The sequence below is a fragment of the Leifsonia sp. Root1293 genome (assembly GCF_001425325.1).
Taxonomy (GTDB): Bacteria; Actinomycetota; Actinomycetes; order Actinomycetales; family Microbacteriaceae; genus Orlajensenia.
Map to the genome: position 1 here is coordinate 133,002 of NZ_LMEH01000001.1, position 17,591 is coordinate 150,592.

Consider the following 17,591-nt stretch of genomic DNA (forward strand, 5'->3'; position numbering starts at 1 on the left):
CTTGGCATCATCGCGATGACGCGGGGGGCGCAGAGCCCGCGTCAGTCTATCCGGTGTGTCCGGCCCGGCTCTGACTGGCGCGCTGGACACAACTCACCACCTCGGCTCGAGGCCGCCCGCGCGCCGCGGGTGCAGCGCCCGGAGGGCGCTGCACCGGTCAACCGCCGGATGGAGTTCCTGCCGCCGTCATCAGGTTGCGTCGCCACGCGGTACGAACACCTCGTCGACGAGACGCCCGGCCGCGTGCCCATCGTCCTTCTCCATGAAGCGGCGACGAAACTCTGCCACGGCCGCGCTGTACTCCGCGGCAACGGAGTCCAGGTTCTGAACGGCGTCCAGGACCTCTGCCGTGGTTGTGAGCCAAGGCCCGGGTGCTGTGCCCTCGTACGGGATCATCGGCTCGCGACTATCGAAATACTGCTCTCGGTCAGGCGTGAAGAAGATCATCGGCTTTCCCGTGAGGGCGTAGTCGAAGCGCAGCGAGGAGTAGTCGAGGATCGCTGCATCTGAGGCGAGGATGAGCTCGGTGATCGAGGGGTGGTCGGTGACATCGATGATGCTCGCCCCCTTGACGTTGTATCCGACGCGAGAGTTCATCACATGACCGCGCACAAGGAAAGTGTGAGTGTCGCCGAGCTGGCGGGCCAGTCCGCGCACGTCCAGCGCCGTCATGGGACGAGCCCGGAACTCGTCGAGCGAGAGGTAGTCACGATATGTGGGACCGTAGAGTACGACGGTGTGATCGTCGGGGATGCCGAGGCGCCGTCGTGTCGCCAAGCCGATCTCGGAGGCTTCAGGCGCGAGCAGTGCATCGTTGCGCGGGTATCCGATCTCGAGCATGGTCCCGGACCACTCCTCCTTCTCGGGAAGGAACTCTCGGAGGAGGTCCGATGCATACGCCGACGGGCTCAGTAGGTAGTCCCATTCGAGTGCCCGCTCGTAGAACGAGGCGACACGGCTTTCGGGAAGCTTGCTCGCCGCCCAGTGTCGACGACCCGCCAGCTTGAACGGATAGCCGTGGAAGGTCTCGATCAGCACCTGGCCTTCGTTCTTCTTGAACCAATCGGGCTGATGAACGTTGACCATGACGTATTTGGACTCGGACATGGCACGGTAGAAGGCTCCGGACCCTTCGATGACTCGGCGCCCGCCCTCCGGAATGGGCACCGAGGTCGTCTTCGTCGCCCACAGCAACTGCAGGGCACTGCCGCGTCGGCGCAGCTCGTGATGCACGGCCTCAGCGGTGTCGTTGGCCACCTCGCCATAGAGGCAGCGGAACAGGACAGCCCGCTGGCCCGGGCGATCGTTGACCTCGAGCTCTGCGGCATCCTGCTTCAGGACGGCCTGGTTGTACGGACCGATCTCGTAGTTCGCGAGCGGTGGCTCCACGATGACGTTGAGGCGACCACTCGGAGATCGCTGTGCGCTCACTCTGGCGCGAGGGAACAGCGTGGTCGTCGGCATCTCGCGCGACAGCTCGCCGGAGACCAGAGGGAAGACGGTCGCCTTCGAGTCGAGCACGGCCACGTGGTAGTGGTCCGTCGGAATCGTCGTCGGATCGTTGCCCCAGAATGCCTGTTCGGTGCTGACAGTGGCCGACAGGAGCCCAGGCCCGATCGGAGCGAGCTCGGCATCGAATTGGAATTTCGACGACCGCAGCTGCACCTGCATCTTCGACTCGTCCATGCCGGTGGACCGGACGGTCAGCGTGATGGCATTCTCAGTCACGTCGACGCCCACGATCTCGGCGCATCGGACGCGCTCGACGAGGAGGGTGGCGGAGCCGGGTAGATAGATCCTGCCCTCCCGCCCGATATTGGCGCGATCCTCCAGGAGGGAACCGCCGACTCGGCGCTCCAGCACCAGATTCTGGGCCAGGTCCCTGGATGCCGCACGCAAGGGGACGGTGACGGGAGAAATGACCGGGATCCAAGATCCGTCTCCCGTCTCAACCTCCACGCGCCAGACGCGCTGGGTGTAGTTGCCACCCCAGGCGACAGGTCCTTCAGCGGGGACGACGATGGTGGCGGTGTACTCGCCGGGAGTTCCGGGGGCGCTCTTGAGCGGAGTCTTCCCGAGTGGAACTGCGAATCGGTCGTCCGTGCGGACGATGGCTATGGATTGAAGGTCCTGTCCGGTGATCGTGATCCCGATCCGGCGCCCGGAGTAGGTGTAGCCGTGAACCGATGCCCTCGGTTGAAAGGCGCGGACCGCGAGGTATCCGAGGCGGTCTTCGGTGAAGTCGATGAGAGCACCGTTCACGAGGCGCGCTTCGGATTCACCGCCACGGCGGTGGAAATGAAGTGCCCGCGTGCGGGAAAGTCTCGCGCAGGTCAGAGTGAGGATGATCTGATACTCATCGGGTTCCGCGGCGAGGACGGCCGCGTCGAACCGCAGCGCGAAGTGCGCCTTGCTGCCGTCCGTGTTGGCTGTGGAGAAGGCTGAGCTCTGCAGTGGATCGAATGCGAAGTCCACGGCGGCCGGATGACGCACACCTGTGTTTCGACCGACGATTTCGGCCGAGATGTCAACGCGATTCACCGCCGGGTCGACGTTGGAGATGGCGGCCCAGCCCTGGATTTCAACCTCGGTATCCGAGCTCCAGGAGACTTTCTGCGTCTCGGAGCGGAGCCGAGTCTCGAAGTCGCTGAGCTCGAAGACCTCGTCGGGCAGGTCCGCAAGGAGCGTGCGGCGCAGTGGCGCTTCGACGCGGACGCGTTCGCCGGCGACCTCAGTCGGGTATGCATCCTGTCGCCATCCTCCAGCCGCCAGAAAGGCCTCGAAGTCGGCGCGACGGTCGTTGCGGATGAGCTCGAAGGCGATCTTGTTCCTGGCGGGCACGTGCCGCCAGACCGATGGCCGGTCATCGGCGCGATCCAGAAGCCGCTTCAGGGACGCGGTGAACGTGTCCCACTGCTCGTCGTCCGCATCCGGCAACAGGACGAGGGGGTGGGAGTAGTCGTTGGTGAGGAGCTGTTGGAGTCGTACATCGCGTGCTTCGAGGAGCCCTTCGTGCTCGAGCGTGTCGAGGGAGGTGAGGGCGACCGCGATGTGGTCCTCGACGTTGCGCGTCGAAAGCACGGACTGCGAGATAGACGTTCCGTCCTCGCGCACGCGCCAGTTGACCGTGGGAGCCGTCAGCACATCGATGCCCTTGGCCAGCGCGTATGCCCGGGTCGACACCGGCTGGTCCTCATAGAGGATGCCCTCCGGGAAGGCCAGGTCGTTCTCGAGCCAGAATCGGCGGCGGTACACCTTGCTCCAAGCGACGGCGTTCGCCTGGATCTCGGGAAAGTCGATCAGCCTGGTTCCGAGTCGCTCGATCTCATGCGCGCGGTAGATCCACGGACCCGCCGCGTGCTCCTGGCCCCGTACCAGACGGCGGTAGGGAGAGACCGCCATGTCCGACCCTGACTCGCGAAGTGCCGCGATCACCGGTGTGAAGGCGTGTCGCGAAACCGTGTCGTCACTGTCGATGAACGCGATGAACTCGCCGTGGGCGTGGTCAGCGCCGGTGTTCCGCGCGGCGCCGAGCCCGCCGTTCTCTCGATGCACGATCCGGATGCGCGGGTCCAACCTCGCCATGCGTTTTGCTATGTCCACACTCCCATCGGTGCCGCCGTCATCGACCACGATCACCTCGATGTCCCGGTACGTCTGCTTGAGCAGGGAGTCGAGCGCTGCCCGGATGAACTGTTCCACGTTGTACACGGGAACGACGATCGAGAGGAGGCCCGGCTGAATGGCCTGCGGGCGCGCGATGATTCGTGTTCGGCGTACAGCACCGGTCGCCCAGGCTCGGGACTTGCGCGCTGCATCGCGCGCGGGAAGGAGGCTCGGACGACCGAGCACTTTCAGGGCGGCGTACTTGAGATTCACGACTTCCTCGGATTCGCTCGCTGCGCGAAGTGACGCGGAGCCGACAATAGGATATCCGGTGTACAACCGCGGCGAGGTCGTGGCGCAACTAAGCGAGAGCGACGTGACGTACACCTGCTCCTGTGTCTCTCAGGTTCATCGTCGTGCCGCACGTTTAGAGTTATGTCTCGCGCACCCGATCGGGTGGCATCGCCAGGCAAGGAACAGACATGACAACTGACGGCAAGCGAATTCTGGTGCGATCGGGCAAGGCCCCGCACGTCGTGGTCTCACCTGAAGCGTCGCTCGCGCGCAACGGCTGGGGTGTGTTCGGTGCCAACGTGGGCAACCTGCTCTTCACCAACTCGGTGTTCCGAGCGGTCAACGTCCGCGGTGCGACGACGGTGTCCGACTCGCTCCTGACCGAGCTGCCCGGGGGGCAGGCGGACGAATACATCGACCGCATCAACAACGAATTCGATCTCTTCGTCATTCCCTTGGCGAATGCCTTCAGGCCGCAGTATGAGGCATCCCTCAAGCGCCTCACCACTGTCATCCGACGCCTCAAGATCCCGGTCGTGGTCACCGGCGTGGGCGTACAGGCGCTTGAAGTCTCAGAAGGCGGTCTCTCTGCCGGGCAGCAGCTCGACACGTCGGCACGCGAGTTCATGACCGCGGTGCTCGAACGGTCGGCATCCGTCGGTGTCCGCGGTGAGCGCACTGCCGCCTACCTGTCGGCCCTTGGATTCGGACAGCGAAACGTCGAGATCATCGGATGTCCCTCTCTCTACGACCAGGCTGTGGCGGCTCCCATGGTCAAGCGAGTCGACGCCATCACCGAGACTTCGCCTCTCGCGATCAACATCACACCCAGTGCGCCAGGCATCGGCGGCGTCGTCCAGCACAACGTCGAGAAGTATCGCGACCTTGTCTACGTCCCGCAGGAACACCATGAACTGGGGATGCTCCTCTGGGGTGACAAGATCAAGCATTCCGATGCGCGTCTGCCGCTGCATGCCGATCATGAGCTCTATCGCGAGGACCGCATCAGGTTCTTCGTCGACCCAGCGTCCTGGTACGAGTTCATGCGGGGACGTGACTTCGCCTTCGGGACGCGAATCCACGGAACCATCGCTGCGCTCGCCGCAGGCACTCCAGGTGTGCTCATCTCGCATGACGAACGCACGCGCGAGCTCGCCGACTACCATCGCATCCCTTATCACCAGGCGGACGACTCAAGCGTCTTCGACGCGGCCGCACTGTACGAGGGCGCGGACTTCTCTGAGTTCAACGCTTTCCGGGCCGAGTCTTTCCAGCGCTACACAGAGTTCCTCGAGCACAACGACGTTGCGCACATCTTCACGCCGGGCAACGAGAATCCAGACTATGACGCACAGCTTGCAGCGACCGCCTACCCCGAAGGTGTCGGACCGATCGGTGCCGCGGGAACGGACGCAGTCGCCCAGCTGATCGACCGGGTTCGCTGGTTGAGGCAGGGCGCAGGTGCCGACAAGAAGCGCGGACACGGAGGATATGTACCGCCTTTCCGTCCGGCTCCCGGAAGGAACCCCGACCAGAAGATCATCGCCCTCCAGAAACGATTAGACGCAGCGATCGCCCGGATCGAGAAGCTGGAGGCAGAGCCGGAGGCCGAACCTCCCACAGTGCGGAACCGCATCTCTGCCGCCGCGAAGAAACTCAGATCAACCAAGTCCGATTAGGGAGACACGGTGAAAGTGCTGTCGCGGGTGTTGGTGTGAGGCGCGCGATGATGGCGCTGCGGTCGCTCCTCGGATCACTGAGCCGCAAGGCTGAGGTGAGGGAGGAGGCGGAGGCGCCGCGCCTCGGCGACATCGTCCACGAATGGGTTTCAGCTCTGAGTCAAGACGGCAGCGGGCGCGTTGTCGTCTTGAGCGGTCAAGACGATGACGAGCATGCCCGCCTGATCGCTGAGGCCCTTCCGAACGCCTCGGTCACGGCGATCGCATTCGGCGCTGCCGGTACTGGCGCGCATGCCGATGTGGGAGAGTACCCACGGGTCGATGCCGTGTATGCAGCAGACGCAGAATCTGCGTGGATTCGCGTGATTGCCGGAGTAGAGCCCGTTGTCATCCTTCACGGGGGCGGCATCGATCCCGAGCTGGAGATCGCGATATTCAAGGCTCTGTACCCGACTCTGCGGAACGGCGGAAGCTATCTCCTCGAGGGAACGATTCTCGACTCATCGCGACCTGCGACCAACTCGAGATCAGTCGGTGACTACCTCAAGAGGATCATCGCGATTCGGGAGCTGTCCGACGGGGCAGCTCGTCGAGCTATTCCCCTCGAGGATCGTGCACTCGGTGACGCCATCGAGGACGTGCGTGCTTTCGGGGACAATGTAGCGATAGTGAAGCGGTTCACCCATGCGATCAAGTTGAGCGAGGAGATTGCGGAGGAGGTGATACTCGGGAGGATCGGATCTGCGCGAGTTCGCACGATCAAGGAGATCCCACCTCAGTCGATCACGTCCCGGACCGTCGTCTCGAGCAATCGTCCTGCCTTGTCGCGCCGGTTTCCGTCGGTGTTGCACGTCCCGAAGCTCCTGCTTCGAGAATACGATCGCGTCGTGTGCGCGCCTCGCCAGGTGAGCATGGTCGACTGGCTAGTCCTCCCGACCTCGTTCCACCAACCCTGGTATCGCCCCCTCAGGACACGCGGCCTAGTCGACGCCGGTCCCCGCTTCACACGAATAAAGCCCGAGATGCGCAAGCCCCCACGGCTGGCCGGTGCGTTCTTCCATCTCGACAACGAATGGGCCGGACACTATGGCCACTTCATCACGCAGGACCTGTCGAAGCTGTGGGGTTGGCAGGACGCCCTCGCTTTGCACCCGGACTTGAAGATACTCATCAGCGCACACGACGGGGCACCGGACTTGCACGGGTTCCAGATCGAGATGTTGGCGGCGTTGGGGATCGACGCTGAACGGATCCATGTGATCACGGCCCCTGTTGTGGTCGATCATCTCATCACAGCCACTCAGGCGTTCCAGAATCCTCGGTTCATAAGCCCCACGATGTCCGATCTATGGCGTGATATGTCCGTCAGACTGGCGCGGGGCACCGAGTCCGACGTCGTACCCGATAGGGTGTTCGCCGCACGAGGAGGCGAGTTCAAGCGCGCCTGTCGCAATGCTCGAGACGTCGAGAAACTGTTCGAGGACCACGGCTTCACCATCATCTACCCCGAATCGATGTCCATCGCCGAGCAGGTTTCGACGTTCAGCAGGGCACACGTCATCGCCGGCTACACAGGATCGGCGCTTCTGAACCTGATCTTCTCGTCCACTCCTGGCGTTCGTATCCTGATCGGGTCGGAATCCTACACATCCGTCAATGAATACTTGATCTCGGCCCTCCAGGGTGACGAGTTCCATTACTTCTGGTGCGAGCCCGACATCCATCACCCAGACGGCGGCCGGTCGGGGAAGGCTTTCCACTCGGACTTCGAGTTCGATTTCGATCGCGATGGCCCTGCGCTTGTCTCACTCCTAGAGAGCATCTGAACGTTGGGTTCACGCGCTATCAGCAATTGGCGCAGGCTCGCGTGCCTCGGAACAGGATCAGGGCGCAGAGCCGAGTCTGCTCGGCACGAACAAGCGCGCTTACTGAACGTCGATTGACCGCACCAGTGCGTCACGCGTCACGCGGCAGCAGCCGTGACGCAGCGGATCCGGGTGCTCGCACTGAGGTGCGGGACTCGCTGACGGAGTACGGCTGGAGGGGGTGGCGCTGGCCGCCCGAACCGTCTGAAGCTTGGGGATCGATGCCGTAACGCTCGACTCCTCCGGCTTCGTCAGCTGAGGAGTGGAACAATGAGAAAGTCACTGGTCGTCGTTGTCGGTGCGATCCTGACCGCAGGGATCCTGGTCGCGGGAGTCGGGACCGGCGCTGCGATGGCCGAGACGCCTCCGCCGGACCAGCCCGCTGACGCTAAGGCCGAGGCGCCGGCACTCGGACCCGCCGTGCCATTGCCAGCGCAGCAGCGCGCCGTCTACACCCCCATCAACACCTGTCGGATCGTCAACACCACGGCAGGCCTCGGGAAGATGGCGAACAATCAGGTTCGCGCCTTCCGCGTTCGCGGTTCCGGGAGCATGACCGGACAGGGCGGAGGTGGTACCGGATGTGGCATTCCACTGGGGGCGTCATCCATCACAGCCGTCGTCACGACATTGGACTCGATAGCCGGAGGACGATTGATCGGCTACCCGACCGGGGCTCCCTCCGTCTTCCGATTCGCTTCCTACGTGAAGGGCGAGGGCACTGCGACCGCGACCCTCACACTGGCCGCTCGGGGGGTCGCGGCGCCGCTGTCGATCAAGAATATTGGTGGACCGACCCATCTCGTGATCGACGTGACCGGGTACTTCCTTCCGCAGATATCGGCGAAGGTCAGCGGCACCGGGGACCTGACCACTGCGTCCAGCCGAGTGCTCAGTGCGACTCAGTTCTCGACGGGGATCTTCCGGGTCACACTCGATGCTCCGGCTGACGGTTGCGTCGCCGTCGCCTCACCCGACGGATCAGGAGCCTTCACGGCGAGCGCGATCATCATCGGTTACACCGTGACCATCTACGGGTATTCCACGGTGTCCGGGGATCTGGTCAATATCCGGACGTCCCTCGCTGTGATCTGCTGACGTGTGCGGTCTCGTGGGCACCGAGTGTCCCCCTGAAAGTGATCGTCCCGACGTTGTTGGCGACGGAGCCAGGACCGGGTGACACCGGCCGGGACGCACGCCGGAACGACGATGGCCCCGCTCCATCCGGAACGGGGCCGTCGAACGCCGAGCCGCCGATCAGACGAACGCGGCCTTGCCCGTGATGGCGCGACCGACGATGAGGGTGTTCATCTCGCGGGTGCCCTCGTAGGAGTAGATGGCCTCTGCGTCGGCGAAGAAGCGGGCGACGTCGTAGTCGACGACGATGCCGTTGCCTCCGAGCGACTCCCGCGCCCACGCGACGGTCTCCCGCATCCGTGCCGTCGTGTAGGCCTTGGCGAGAGCTGAATGCTCGTCGCGCTGCTCGCCGCGGTCGAGCATCTCGGACACCCGGACGACCATGCCGATGGAGGCGGTGATGTTGCCGAGGCACTTCACCAGCAGGTCCTGGATGAGCTGGTGCGATCCGATGGTCTTGCCGAACTGCACGCGCTCGCCGGCGTACTTCACGGCCGCCTCGTAGGCGCCGCCGGCGGTTCCGACGGCTGCCCAGGCTACCTCGGCGCGGGTCAGGCGCAGCACCTTGGCCGTGTCCTTGAACGAGTTGGCGTTCGCCAGCCGCAGGCTCTCGGGAACCACGACGTTCTCGAGGGTGATGTCGGCGTTCTGCACCGAGCGGAGGCTGATCTTGTTCTCGATCTTGGTGGCCGTGTAGCCGGGGGTCGAGGTCGGCACGATGAATCCCTTCACCTGGCCGTCGGCCGTGTCCTTCGCCCAGACGACGGTGATGTCGGAGAAGGTCGCGTTTCCGATCCAGCGCTTGGAGCCGTTCAGGGTCCAGGTGTCGCCGTCGCGCGTTGCCGTTGTGCGCAGGCCCTGGGCGCTGTCGCTTCCGGAGAGCGGCTCGGTCAGGGCGAAGGCGCCGATGACCTCGCCGCTGGCGAGCTTCGGGATCCATTCGTCCTTCTGCTCCTGCGAGCCGCCGACCGAGATCGCACCCGTGGTGAGGCCGTTCTGCACGCCGACGAAGGTGGCGACGGATGCATCGATGCGGGCGAGTTCGAGGGCGACGAAGCCGCGGAACACCGCTGAGTTCTCGAACGGCTTCGTCTCGGCCCAGCCGAAGCGGAAGGTGTTCAGCTCGGCCAGCGGCTTCACGATCTGCATGGGGAACTCCGCACGGTTCCAGTAGTCGCCGACGATGGGCCTCACCTCGGTCTCGAGGTAGGAGCGGATGGCGCCGAGCGCCTCCTGCTCCTGCGGGCTCAGAAGGCTCTCGTAGCTGTAGAAGTCGCTGGCGAGGATGTCGAACGTCATGTCTGCTCCAGTGCATACGGCGACCCCCGCGGGACGGGGGTCTGGAATCCTCGGGCCACGATACGCCCGGCATCCGGGCGTCCAAACCCGTTGGTAGTTTTGAGGCAATCGCCATCGACAAGGACGCAGCATGTTTGTAGCCATCAGCAACACCCCGCGCGATTACGCCTGGGGCTCGACGTCGGCCATCGCCGGCCTGCTCGGGACTCCGGCATCGGGTGGGCCGGAGGCTGAGCTGTGGCTCGGCGCCCACTCCGGTTCGCCGAGTCGCATCGACGACCCGGCGCAGACCGGGGGAGCCGACGACCTGGCCGACTGGATCGAGACGGATGCCGCCACTGCCCTGGGTACCGAGAACGTTGCCAGGCACGGAGCCAGGCTGCCGTTCCTGCTGAAGGTGCTCGCCGCCGGAGGACCGCTGTCGCTGCAGGCGCATCCGTCGCCCGAGCAGGCGCAGGCCGGATTCGCGCGGGAGAATGCGGCGGGGATCCCGCTCGATTCCCCGGAGCGCAACTACAAGGACGCCTTCCACAAGCCAGAGCTCGTCGTGGCGGTGAGCCCGACGTTCGACGCCCTGTGCGGTTTCCGTCCGCTCGCAGAGGCACGCGACATCGTGAAGGAGCTCACCGTCCTCGGGTGGGCCGATGACCCAGACCCGACGGTCTTCGATCCGTTCTGGGAACGCCTCTCGGATGCCGATCCGCTGCGGAGCGCCGTGGAGTGGCTACTGCGTTCTGGGCGTGAGAGCGGCGCCGTCGACGCGCTCGTGCGCCGCGTGGTTCAGCTCGCCGGCTCCGCGCCCGAGACGAGCCGTTTCGCGGTGGAATACGCCACGGTGCGTTCCCTCGCCGAGAGCTATCCCGGCGACCCCGGCATCGTGCTCTCGCTCCTGCTCAACCGTGTGACGTTGCGGGCTGGCGAGGCGCTGTACCTGCCAGCAGGGAACATCCACGCCTACCTCTCCGGTCTCGGCATCGAGCTCATGGCGGCGTCGGACAACGTGCTGCGCGGAGGGCTCACTCCGAAGCACATCGATGTCGAAGAACTGCTCGACGTGCTCGATTTCACTCCCGTCGACGAGCCACAGCTCGCACCGGAGACGCCGTCGGCCGGAGTCCACGTCTTCAGGCCGGATGTGCCCGACTTCGTGCTCTACGACGTCGATGCGTCGGCCGGGACCTCGGCGTCGGTTCCCCTGTCGGGAGCGGCAATAGCGCTGTGCACCGAGGGAACCGTCGCGATCGACGGCGCCGGGTCATCCGTCACGATCGGGCGCGGTGACGCGGTGTACGTCACCCCCGACGAGGGAACGCTGACCGTGACCGGAGCCGGACGGGTCTACCTCGCGACAGTCGGGGCCTAGCCACCGCCCTCGAGAGACGCCAGGTCGAGCTTGGCCGCGAGCTGCTGGGACAGGGCTCGTGAGTACGTAGCGGTCAGGTGGTCCCGGTCGCGGTAGACGAGGTAGGAGCCGATGACAGCCGGACACTTCTGGGGCCCGCAGACGTAGTCGTTCATGTCGACCCAGCCGATGCCATCGACGGTGCGCTCACGCTCTTGGAGTTCGAGGTCGATGGCGTCGTCCCGGTCGACGGCGCAGGCGTCGGCGTCGTCGAGGTGCGCCGACAGGCAGATCGAGGGGGTGGCCGCCTGGTGCGGGGTGTCGGTGATCCACTCGATCGGCACGGCGGGGAGGGCGGCGACGGTCTTCTCGAGCGCGGTCTGCCACTGCTCGGCGTATCCGGCCGCCGAGACGTCCGCCGGCCGATAGTGCTCCGAGTAGCTGGCGAGGACGATGAGCGCCGGAGGATCGGCGTTCAGTCGCTCGATCACGTCGTGACGCCAGCGGTCGCATTGCGGATAGGGCTCGACGTTCTCGGGATCGACGAGCACCGACGGGCAGTCGCTCTTGGTGTCAGTCTCGAGCAGGACGGTCCCGGCCTCGGCCAGGGGCAGCAGCGCCGGGAACCACTGGGCGCCGTGCGAATCCCCGAACAGCACGACCCTCGGCGCAGCAGGATCGCTGCCGAAGGTGCAGGCGTCGGCATCGGTGCTCGGGATGTCCCGGTGGCAGCCGTCGTCGTAGATCGCCGGGTTGTCATCCGAGGTCAGGCGCAGCGCTGGGCTGATGTTCGAGGCGACGAATTCCGTGCCGACCGGGTGCATCCGTGGCGCGCTCACCGGGGCGGCTGTTCCGGAATCCAGGCGCTGTGCCGAGCTCGCCTGGGCAGCCGTGGCCGAGAACACCACGACGACGACGGATGCCGCTCCTGCGAGCAGCAGGCTGCGACGAGGCCTGGCCCTCGCCAGCGCCGGCGGGTTGCGGAACGGGGTCTCGACGAAGCGGTAGAGCAGAGCTCCGAGGGGAACGCTCGCCGCTCCGAGAGCCAGCAGCGCCCACGACGGCACGGGCGCCGAGGGCGGGGCCGCCTGCTGCGGGATGACGATGAGCGGCCAGTGCACGAGGTAGACCGAGTAGGAGATGAGGCCGAGCATCTGCAGCGGCTTCGCACTCAGAGCGCGACCGGGCGACCAGGATGTCGCGACGTCGCCGCCGGCGATCATGAGCACCGCGCCGAGCACCGGGAGCAGGGCGGCGTAGCCGGGGAACAGCGTGGTCTCGTCGAAGATCAGCGAGGCGCAGATGATGGCGGCAAGGCCGAGCCACGCGGCGACCCCGGCTGCGCGCGAGCGCACCCAAGCCGGATCCGTGCGCATCACCATGGCCAGCAGTCCGCCGGCGCCCAGCTCCCAGGCGCGCGTCGGCAGGGAGAAGAAGGCCCATGGCGGGTTCGCGACGGTGAGGATGAGACCACCGAGGAACGACGCCGCGACGATCACGGCGATCACGACGAAGAGGCCGCGGGTCGAGCGACGGCACAGGGTGAAGCCCACCCAGAGCAGTGCCGGCCAGATCAGGTAGAACTGCTCCTCGACCCCGAGCGACCAGTAGTGCTGGAAGACCGAGGGAGCGGTCTCGGCCAGGTAGTCCGTCCCCTGCACGGCGAACAGGATGTTCGGCACGTAGAGCGCTGTGGCGATGGCCCCCGTGAACACCTGACGCAGCATGAGCGGCGGCACCCAGAGGATCGACGCCAGAACCGTGAGCGCGACGACCACGAGCGATGCCGGCAGGATGCGCCGGGCCCGCCTGGCGTAGAAGTCGGCGAAACGGATGCCGCCGTCGCCGGTGAGCGAACCCAACAGATGCGTGGTGATGAGGAATCCCGAAATGACGAAGAACACGTCGACGCCCACGTAACCGCCGGGCAGCCATGGCACGCCGCAGTGGAACAGAACCACGATGCCCACAGCCAGGGCACGCATGCCCTGGATGTCAGTGCGCTGCCCCCGACCCGCCATGCCCCAACGCTAGGGAGTCGGTGTTTCCTCCCCGTGTCCGTCGCGTGAGCATCCGGTGTCACCTGTTCGGGGGTCGGGCTGCGTTTCTGGAAAGCGAGGACTTCAGACGCGTGGACGGCTCTCGAAGCGCACAGGGGCCTGTCCCGGGCAGAAAGTCCTCGCTTTCCAGACCCCGGCGGGGGCTCCTTCACGCCGAGCGGACGGTGGTCGGCTCTCCTCAGGCGGGCCTGTGGCCCCTGCCGCATCCGGATGCGGTCCAGCATCGCGGGATGACGATCCAGCGGCACGAATCCGTCTCGTCCGACTCGGCCGGCCCCGCTCTCCGCGCGAGGTCGGACACCGGAGCAGGTTCTCCTCGGGTACGGGGGAGCAGGAGCGCCTCGCGGCCGATGCCCGGGTGCGCCATCGCCGGCGCGGGGGCTCCGTCGGTGGCGGGATCGGTTCGGGAAGACGGTCTCTTCGTGCCGAGGCGGGAGCTCCGCAGGCGCGGCTTCACGGATGGCGCGATCGATGCCGCTCTCTCCGAGCACCGGATCTTCCGTGTGAGGCAGGGGTGGTTCAGCGTGCCTGACGCCCCCGCCGCTGCAGTGGAGGCCGTGCGGATCGGCGGTCGTCTCACCGGCGAGGCCGCGCTCGAGACCTACGGGATCTGGGTCGACCCGGCGCATCGCGTCGAGATCGTGGTGCGTCCCAACGCCAACGAACTGCGCCGCCCGGGAGATCGCAGAGCGCGCAGGGTGGCGGCCGACCGTGGGCGGTGGCGCGTCTTCTGGTCGGATGTCGCGCCGTCCGGCGAGACCTGGTGGGTCACGATCGAGCAGGCGCTCGGCCATCTCCTCGCCACCGCCGACAGGCTCACCGCCATCCGCTGCATCGATTCGGCGCTGAATCGCGCGAAGAACGGCTCTCCCGGCATCGACGAGGCCGGACTCGCCCGCGTCTTCGCCGCCGCGCCGCGCAGGGTGCAGGCGTGGCGTGATGACGTCGATGGGAGAGCGGAGTCCGGCGGCGAGACGCAGGCGCGCCTGCTCTGCCGGGACAACGGCCTCGAGTTCGAACCGCAGATCGAGGTGCCCGGCGTGGGCAGGCTCGACGGAAGGATCGGACCGCACTCGTACGTCGAGGTCGACGGCGAGCGGTGGCACGACACCGAGTCGTCGTTCCGCCGCGATCGTGAGCGCGACGTGGCCAGCACCATCCGCGGAGACCGGGTGCTCCGCCTCAGCTATCCACTGCTTCGAACCGACCCGGCGCGCTGCCTCGCCGCGATGGTCGCCCTCGTCGAGCGGGATCGCCGGGAGTCGGCAGGCTCGAAAGCGAGGAGAAAACGGCGCGGACCTGCGTAAGGGCGCCAGGTCGGGCGATCCCGGGCAGAAAGGCCTCGCTTTCCAGACCCCGGCGGGGCGGCCGAGCGGAGCGCGAGCGCCGCGAGCCGAGCGCGAGCCCGGCGAGCGGATGCCTCAGGCCAGCTGGCGGGCCCCGAAGGTACGGCGGTACGCGGTCGGCGTGGTCTGCAGCACCTTCATGAAGTGGTGCCGCATGACCGCAGCTCCACCGAACCCGCAGTCGCCGGCGATCTCCTCGAGGCTGAGGTCGCTCTCCTCGAGCAGCTGCTGCGCTCGCAGCAGGCGCTGACGGTTGAGCCACGCCGTCGGGGTCGTGCCGAGCTCGGCGCGGAACCGGCGGGCGAAGGTGCGGCTCGACATCAGCGACTTGCGGGCGAGCTGGTCGACGGTGAGGTCCTGGTCGAGGTTCTCCAGCATCCACTCGGTGACGAGCGCGAAGGAATCGCTGCGGCACTCGACGACTGGCGTCTGGATGAACTGCGACTGGCCGCCATCGCGCTGCGGTGGGACGACCATGCGACGGGCCACGACGTTGGCGGCCGACGCGCCGAGCTCCTTGCGCACGATGTGCAGGGCGGCATCGATGCCCGCGGCGGTTCCAGCACCCGTGACGACGCGGCGGTCCTCGACGAAGAGCACGTCGGGGTCGACATCCGTCAGCGGATACTCGGCGGAGAGCCTGTCGGTGTACATCCAGTGGGTCGTCGCCCGGCGTCCGTCGAGGATGCCGGCCTCACCCAGCAGGAACGCGCCGCTGCAGACGCTCATGACCCAGGCTCCGCGCGCTTCGGCCTCGCGGATGACCCTGACGATCTCGGGGTGGGCGCTGCCGTCCCCGAGGTAGGCGGGCACGGCGATCAGATCGGCATCGTCTGCGGCGCTCAGGTCCTCGTGCACGACGATGTCGAAGCCCATCTTCATCGGGATGGGGCCGGGCTCTGCAGCCACGATGTGGAAGTCGAAGATGGGTCCGCCGTGCTCGCGCCGATCGATGCCGAACACCTCGCAGATCACGCCGAACTCGAACGGCGCCATCCCGGGGATGGTGAGGCAGACGATCTTCTTGAGGGCCATGGCAGGTTCTCCGATTGGCAGGAATGTACCGAACAGTGTCCACTCTGCCACTCGTGGCGGTAACGCGCAAACCCTAGATTTACTGCCATGTCCATCATTCTTCTCATCGCACTGGTCGCCCTCGTGTTCTGGGGCGCGTTGGCCACCATCCTCGGTCTCGACAACGACGGCTACGGCCGGCCCGAGATCCGCGACCGCACCCGGCACGCCGGTCACGGCGAGCGCTGGGACGCCCGCTGGGAGTGACGTCCGTCGACGCGCCGTCGCCCGCGCGCCGATAGTCTGGAGATCCCGGTCGGATGCACCGGAGACATCAGACGAGGGAGGCGCCCATGGCGTGGTTGGTCACGGGTGGAGCTGGCTACATCGGATCGCACGTGGTACGGGCATTCACCGAGGCCGGCACCGACGTCGTCGTCATCGACGACCTGTCCAGCGGCCACCGCTCGTTCGTCGCGGATTCCGTGCCGTCCTATGAGGGAACCATCCTCGACGGCGAACTGCTCGCGCGCATCTTCGTCGAGAACGACATCACCGGAGTCGTGCACGTCGCTGGCTTCAAGTACGCCGGGGTGTCGGTGCAGCGCCCGCTGCACACCTACGAGCAGAACGTCACCGCGACGGCAGTGCTGCTGGGGGCCATGGCGGATGCCGGAGTCGGGCGCATCGTGTTCTCGTCGAGTGCGGCGGTCTACGGCACTCCGCACACCGATCTCGTCACAGAGGACACGCCGAAGGATCCGCAGTCGCCGTATGGCGAATCGAAGCTCATCGGGGAGTGGCTGCTGCGCGACCAGGAAGTGGCCACGGGACTGGCCCACACCTCCCTGCGCTACTTCAACGTCGTGGGTTCCGGTGCCAGCGACCTCTACGACTCCAGCCCGCACAACCTCTTCCCCATGGTCTTCGAGGCTCTCCTCGACGGGCGCACCCCGCGCATCAACGGCACCGACTACCCGACCCCGGACGGGACGTGCGTGCGCGACTACATCCACGTCGCGGATCTGGCGCAGGCTCACGTCGTCGCGGCCCAGCGGCTCGACGCCGGAGAGCCGATCGAGGCCGTCTACAACCTGGGCAGCGGCGACGGCGTCTCCGTCGGCGAGATCATGAGCACCATCGCCAGGGTGACGGGCATCGACTTCGAGCCGGAACGAGCGCCTCGGCGGCCGGGTGACCCCGCCCGCATCGTGGCATCGGGGGAGAAGGCGGCCCGCGACCTGGACTGGCGGATGCGCCACACGCTCGAGGAGATGGTGCAGAGCGCGTGGGACTCACGGAGGCGGGCCGCATCCGGAGTCTGAGCGATTTCGGAGGTTCAGTTCCGTCGTGGTGATAAGAGCCCCCGGCCATTCGCCACGACTCGCCGGGACGCACTCGACTGGTGCCCACGGCGCCCCGCCTCGAAATTGACCCCTCAACGGGGATAACCCCCTCTGGGGAGTTGTGGCGGCGTGCGCGTTGCCGAGTTTTCCGCGGCGCGTCGCAACTCTCGACGGTTCGTTGAGGGTTTACGATTTGCGACTTGACTCGGGCGAGTTACACCGGTGTAATTACTTCAGACACGCGGTTCGCAGGTCGGAAGAAATAAGGCGGGTGACGATATGGCAGCCAATGACTATCGTGCTGGGGTACCCGACGACTGGTTCGTCGATCCGATCACGCTGGGGGTTCCCGGTGTTCGGCAGAACGTCGACGACGACAACCCACTCGCGTGGCAGTCCGACTCGCTCTGCGCCCAGACCGACCCCGAGGCCTTCTTCCCGGAGAAGGGCGGATCGACGCGCGATGCGAAGAAGATCTGCACCTCCTGCGAGGTGCGCACCCAGTGCCTCGAGTACGCGCTGTCGAACGACGAGCGCTTCGGAATCTGGGGCGGCCTGTCGGAGCGCGAGCGTCGGAAGCTCCGCAAGCGCGCGGTCTGATCG

General features: G+C 66.2%; 12 protein-coding genes. 8 read left to right on the forward strand and 4 right to left on the reverse strand.

Annotated elements, in window-relative coordinates:
* Positions 1–189 precede the first annotated feature (189 nt).
* Complete coding sequence (locus ASC59_RS00605) at positions 190–3,879, reverse strand: bifunctional glycosyltransferase/CDP-glycerol:glycerophosphate glycerophosphotransferase (RefSeq protein WP_055817429.1); 3,690 nt, start codon at positions 3,877–3,879, stop codon at positions 190–192.
* A 320-nt stretch (positions 3,880–4,199) separates the two neighbouring features.
* On the opposite strand from ASC59_RS00605, the gene ASC59_RS00610 reads away from it, so the two are divergent.
* The 3 genes from ASC59_RS00610 to ASC59_RS00620 all read left to right on the forward strand — a co-directional run bounded on the left by ASC59_RS00610 (position 4,200) and on the right by ASC59_RS00620 (position 8,542).
* Positions 4,200–5,579 carry a polysaccharide pyruvyl transferase family protein gene (locus tag ASC59_RS00610; protein WP_162243160.1) on the forward strand — a complete coding sequence of 460 codons (1,380 nt, stop codon included), beginning with the start codon at positions 4,200–4,202 and terminating at the stop codon, positions 5,577–5,579.
* A gap of 47 nt (positions 5,580–5,626) precedes the next feature.
* On the forward strand, positions 5,627–7,405 hold the full coding sequence (locus ASC59_RS00615; RefSeq protein ID WP_157487884.1) for a glycosyltransferase family 61 protein: 1,779 nt from the start codon (positions 5,627–5,629) through the stop codon (positions 7,403–7,405).
* Positions 7,406–7,714: 309 nt separating this feature from the next.
* Positions 7,715–8,542, forward strand: coding sequence for a hypothetical protein (locus ASC59_RS00620; protein WP_055817434.1), 828 nt, complete (start codon positions 7,715–7,717; stop codon positions 8,540–8,542).
* Positions 8,543–8,701: 159 nt separating this feature from the next.
* Here ASC59_RS00620 and ASC59_RS00625 read toward each other — a convergent pair whose 3' ends face one another.
* Positions 8,702–9,880, reverse strand: a complete 1,179-nt coding sequence (locus ASC59_RS00625; RefSeq protein WP_055817437.1) for an acyl-CoA dehydrogenase family protein — start codon at positions 9,878–9,880, stop codon at positions 8,702–8,704.
* Between the two features lie 130 nt (positions 9,881–10,010).
* On the opposite strand from ASC59_RS00625, the gene manA reads away from it, so the two are divergent.
* Positions 10,011–11,243 carry a mannose-6-phosphate isomerase, class I gene (manA, locus tag ASC59_RS00630; protein WP_055817439.1) on the forward strand — a complete coding sequence of 411 codons (1,233 nt, stop codon included), beginning with the start codon at positions 10,011–10,013 and terminating at the stop codon, positions 11,241–11,243.
* Here the strand turns inward: manA and ASC59_RS00635 are convergent.
* Positions 11,240–13,243: an acyltransferase family protein gene (locus ASC59_RS00635; RefSeq protein WP_055817441.1), complete on the reverse strand. Its 2,004-nt coding sequence runs from the start codon at positions 13,241–13,243 to the stop codon at positions 11,240–11,242. The two genes, manA and ASC59_RS00635, sit on opposite strands and share 4 nt — an antisense overlap.
* Positions 13,244–13,806: 563 nt before the next feature.
* Between ASC59_RS00635 and ASC59_RS00640 the strand changes: the two genes are divergently transcribed.
* The gene (locus ASC59_RS00640; RefSeq protein ID WP_157487885.1) at positions 13,807–14,589 is read left to right on the forward strand and encodes a hypothetical protein; all 783 of its coding nucleotides are present in this window, start codon (positions 13,807–13,809) and stop codon (positions 14,587–14,589) included.
* Positions 14,590–14,703: 114 nt separating this feature from the next.
* Here the strand turns inward: ASC59_RS00640 and ASC59_RS00645 are convergent, their stop codons facing one another.
* The gene (locus tag ASC59_RS00645; RefSeq protein WP_055817445.1) at positions 14,704–15,663 is read right to left on the reverse strand and encodes a GlxA family transcriptional regulator; all 960 of its coding nucleotides are present in this window, start codon (positions 15,661–15,663) and stop codon (positions 14,704–14,706) included.
* Positions 15,664–15,750: 87 nt separating this feature from the next.
* Here ASC59_RS00645 and ASC59_RS17085 point away from each other — a divergent pair, with 87 nt between their 5' ends.
* The 3 genes from ASC59_RS17085 to ASC59_RS00655 all read left to right on the forward strand — a co-directional run bounded on the left by ASC59_RS17085 (position 15,751) and on the right by ASC59_RS00655 (position 17,588).
* Complete coding sequence (locus tag ASC59_RS17085) at positions 15,751–15,909, forward strand: hypothetical protein (RefSeq protein ID WP_157487886.1); 159 nt, start codon at positions 15,751–15,753, stop codon at positions 15,907–15,909.
* Positions 15,910–15,995: 86 nt separating this feature from the next.
* A complete protein-coding gene (gene galE / locus ASC59_RS00650; RefSeq protein ID WP_055817447.1) occupies positions 15,996–16,967 on the forward strand; it encodes a UDP-glucose 4-epimerase GalE in 972 nt (323 codons plus the stop codon).
* Between the two features lie 300 nt (positions 16,968–17,267).
* Positions 17,268–17,588, forward strand: a complete 321-nt coding sequence (locus tag ASC59_RS00655; RefSeq protein WP_082510074.1) for a WhiB family transcriptional regulator — start codon at positions 17,268–17,270, stop codon at positions 17,586–17,588.
* The last annotated feature ends 3 nt before the right edge of the window (positions 17,589–17,591 follow it).

Coding starts and splice junctions, on each gene's coding strand:
- ASC59_RS00615 (WP_157487884.1), top strand. CDS start 5,627: ATGATGGCGCTGCGGTCGCTCCTCGGATCACTGAGCCGCAAGGCTGAG.
- ASC59_RS00620 (WP_055817434.1), top strand. CDS start 7,715: ATGAGAAAGTCACTGGTCGTCGTTGTCGGTGCGATCCTGACCGCAGGG.
- ASC59_RS00625 (WP_055817437.1), bottom strand. CDS start 9,880: ATGACGTTCGACATCCTCGCCAGCGACTTCTACAGCTACGAGAGCCTT.
- manA (WP_055817439.1), top strand. CDS start 10,011: ATGTTTGTAGCCATCAGCAACACCCCGCGCGATTACGCCTGGGGCTCG.
- ASC59_RS00635 (WP_055817441.1), bottom strand. CDS start 13,243: ATGGCGGGTCGGGGGCAGCGCACTGACATCCAGGGCATGCGTGCCCTG.
- ASC59_RS00645 (WP_055817445.1), bottom strand. CDS start 15,663: ATGGCCCTCAAGAAGATCGTCTGCCTCACCATCCCCGGGATGGCGCCG.
- ASC59_RS17085 (WP_157487886.1), top strand. CDS start 15,751: ATGTCCATCATTCTTCTCATCGCACTGGTCGCCCTCGTGTTCTGGGGC.
- galE (WP_055817447.1), top strand. CDS start 15,996: ATGGCGTGGTTGGTCACGGGTGGAGCTGGCTACATCGGATCGCACGTG.
- ASC59_RS00655 (WP_082510074.1), top strand. CDS start 17,268: ATGGCAGCCAATGACTATCGTGCTGGGGTACCCGACGACTGGTTCGTC.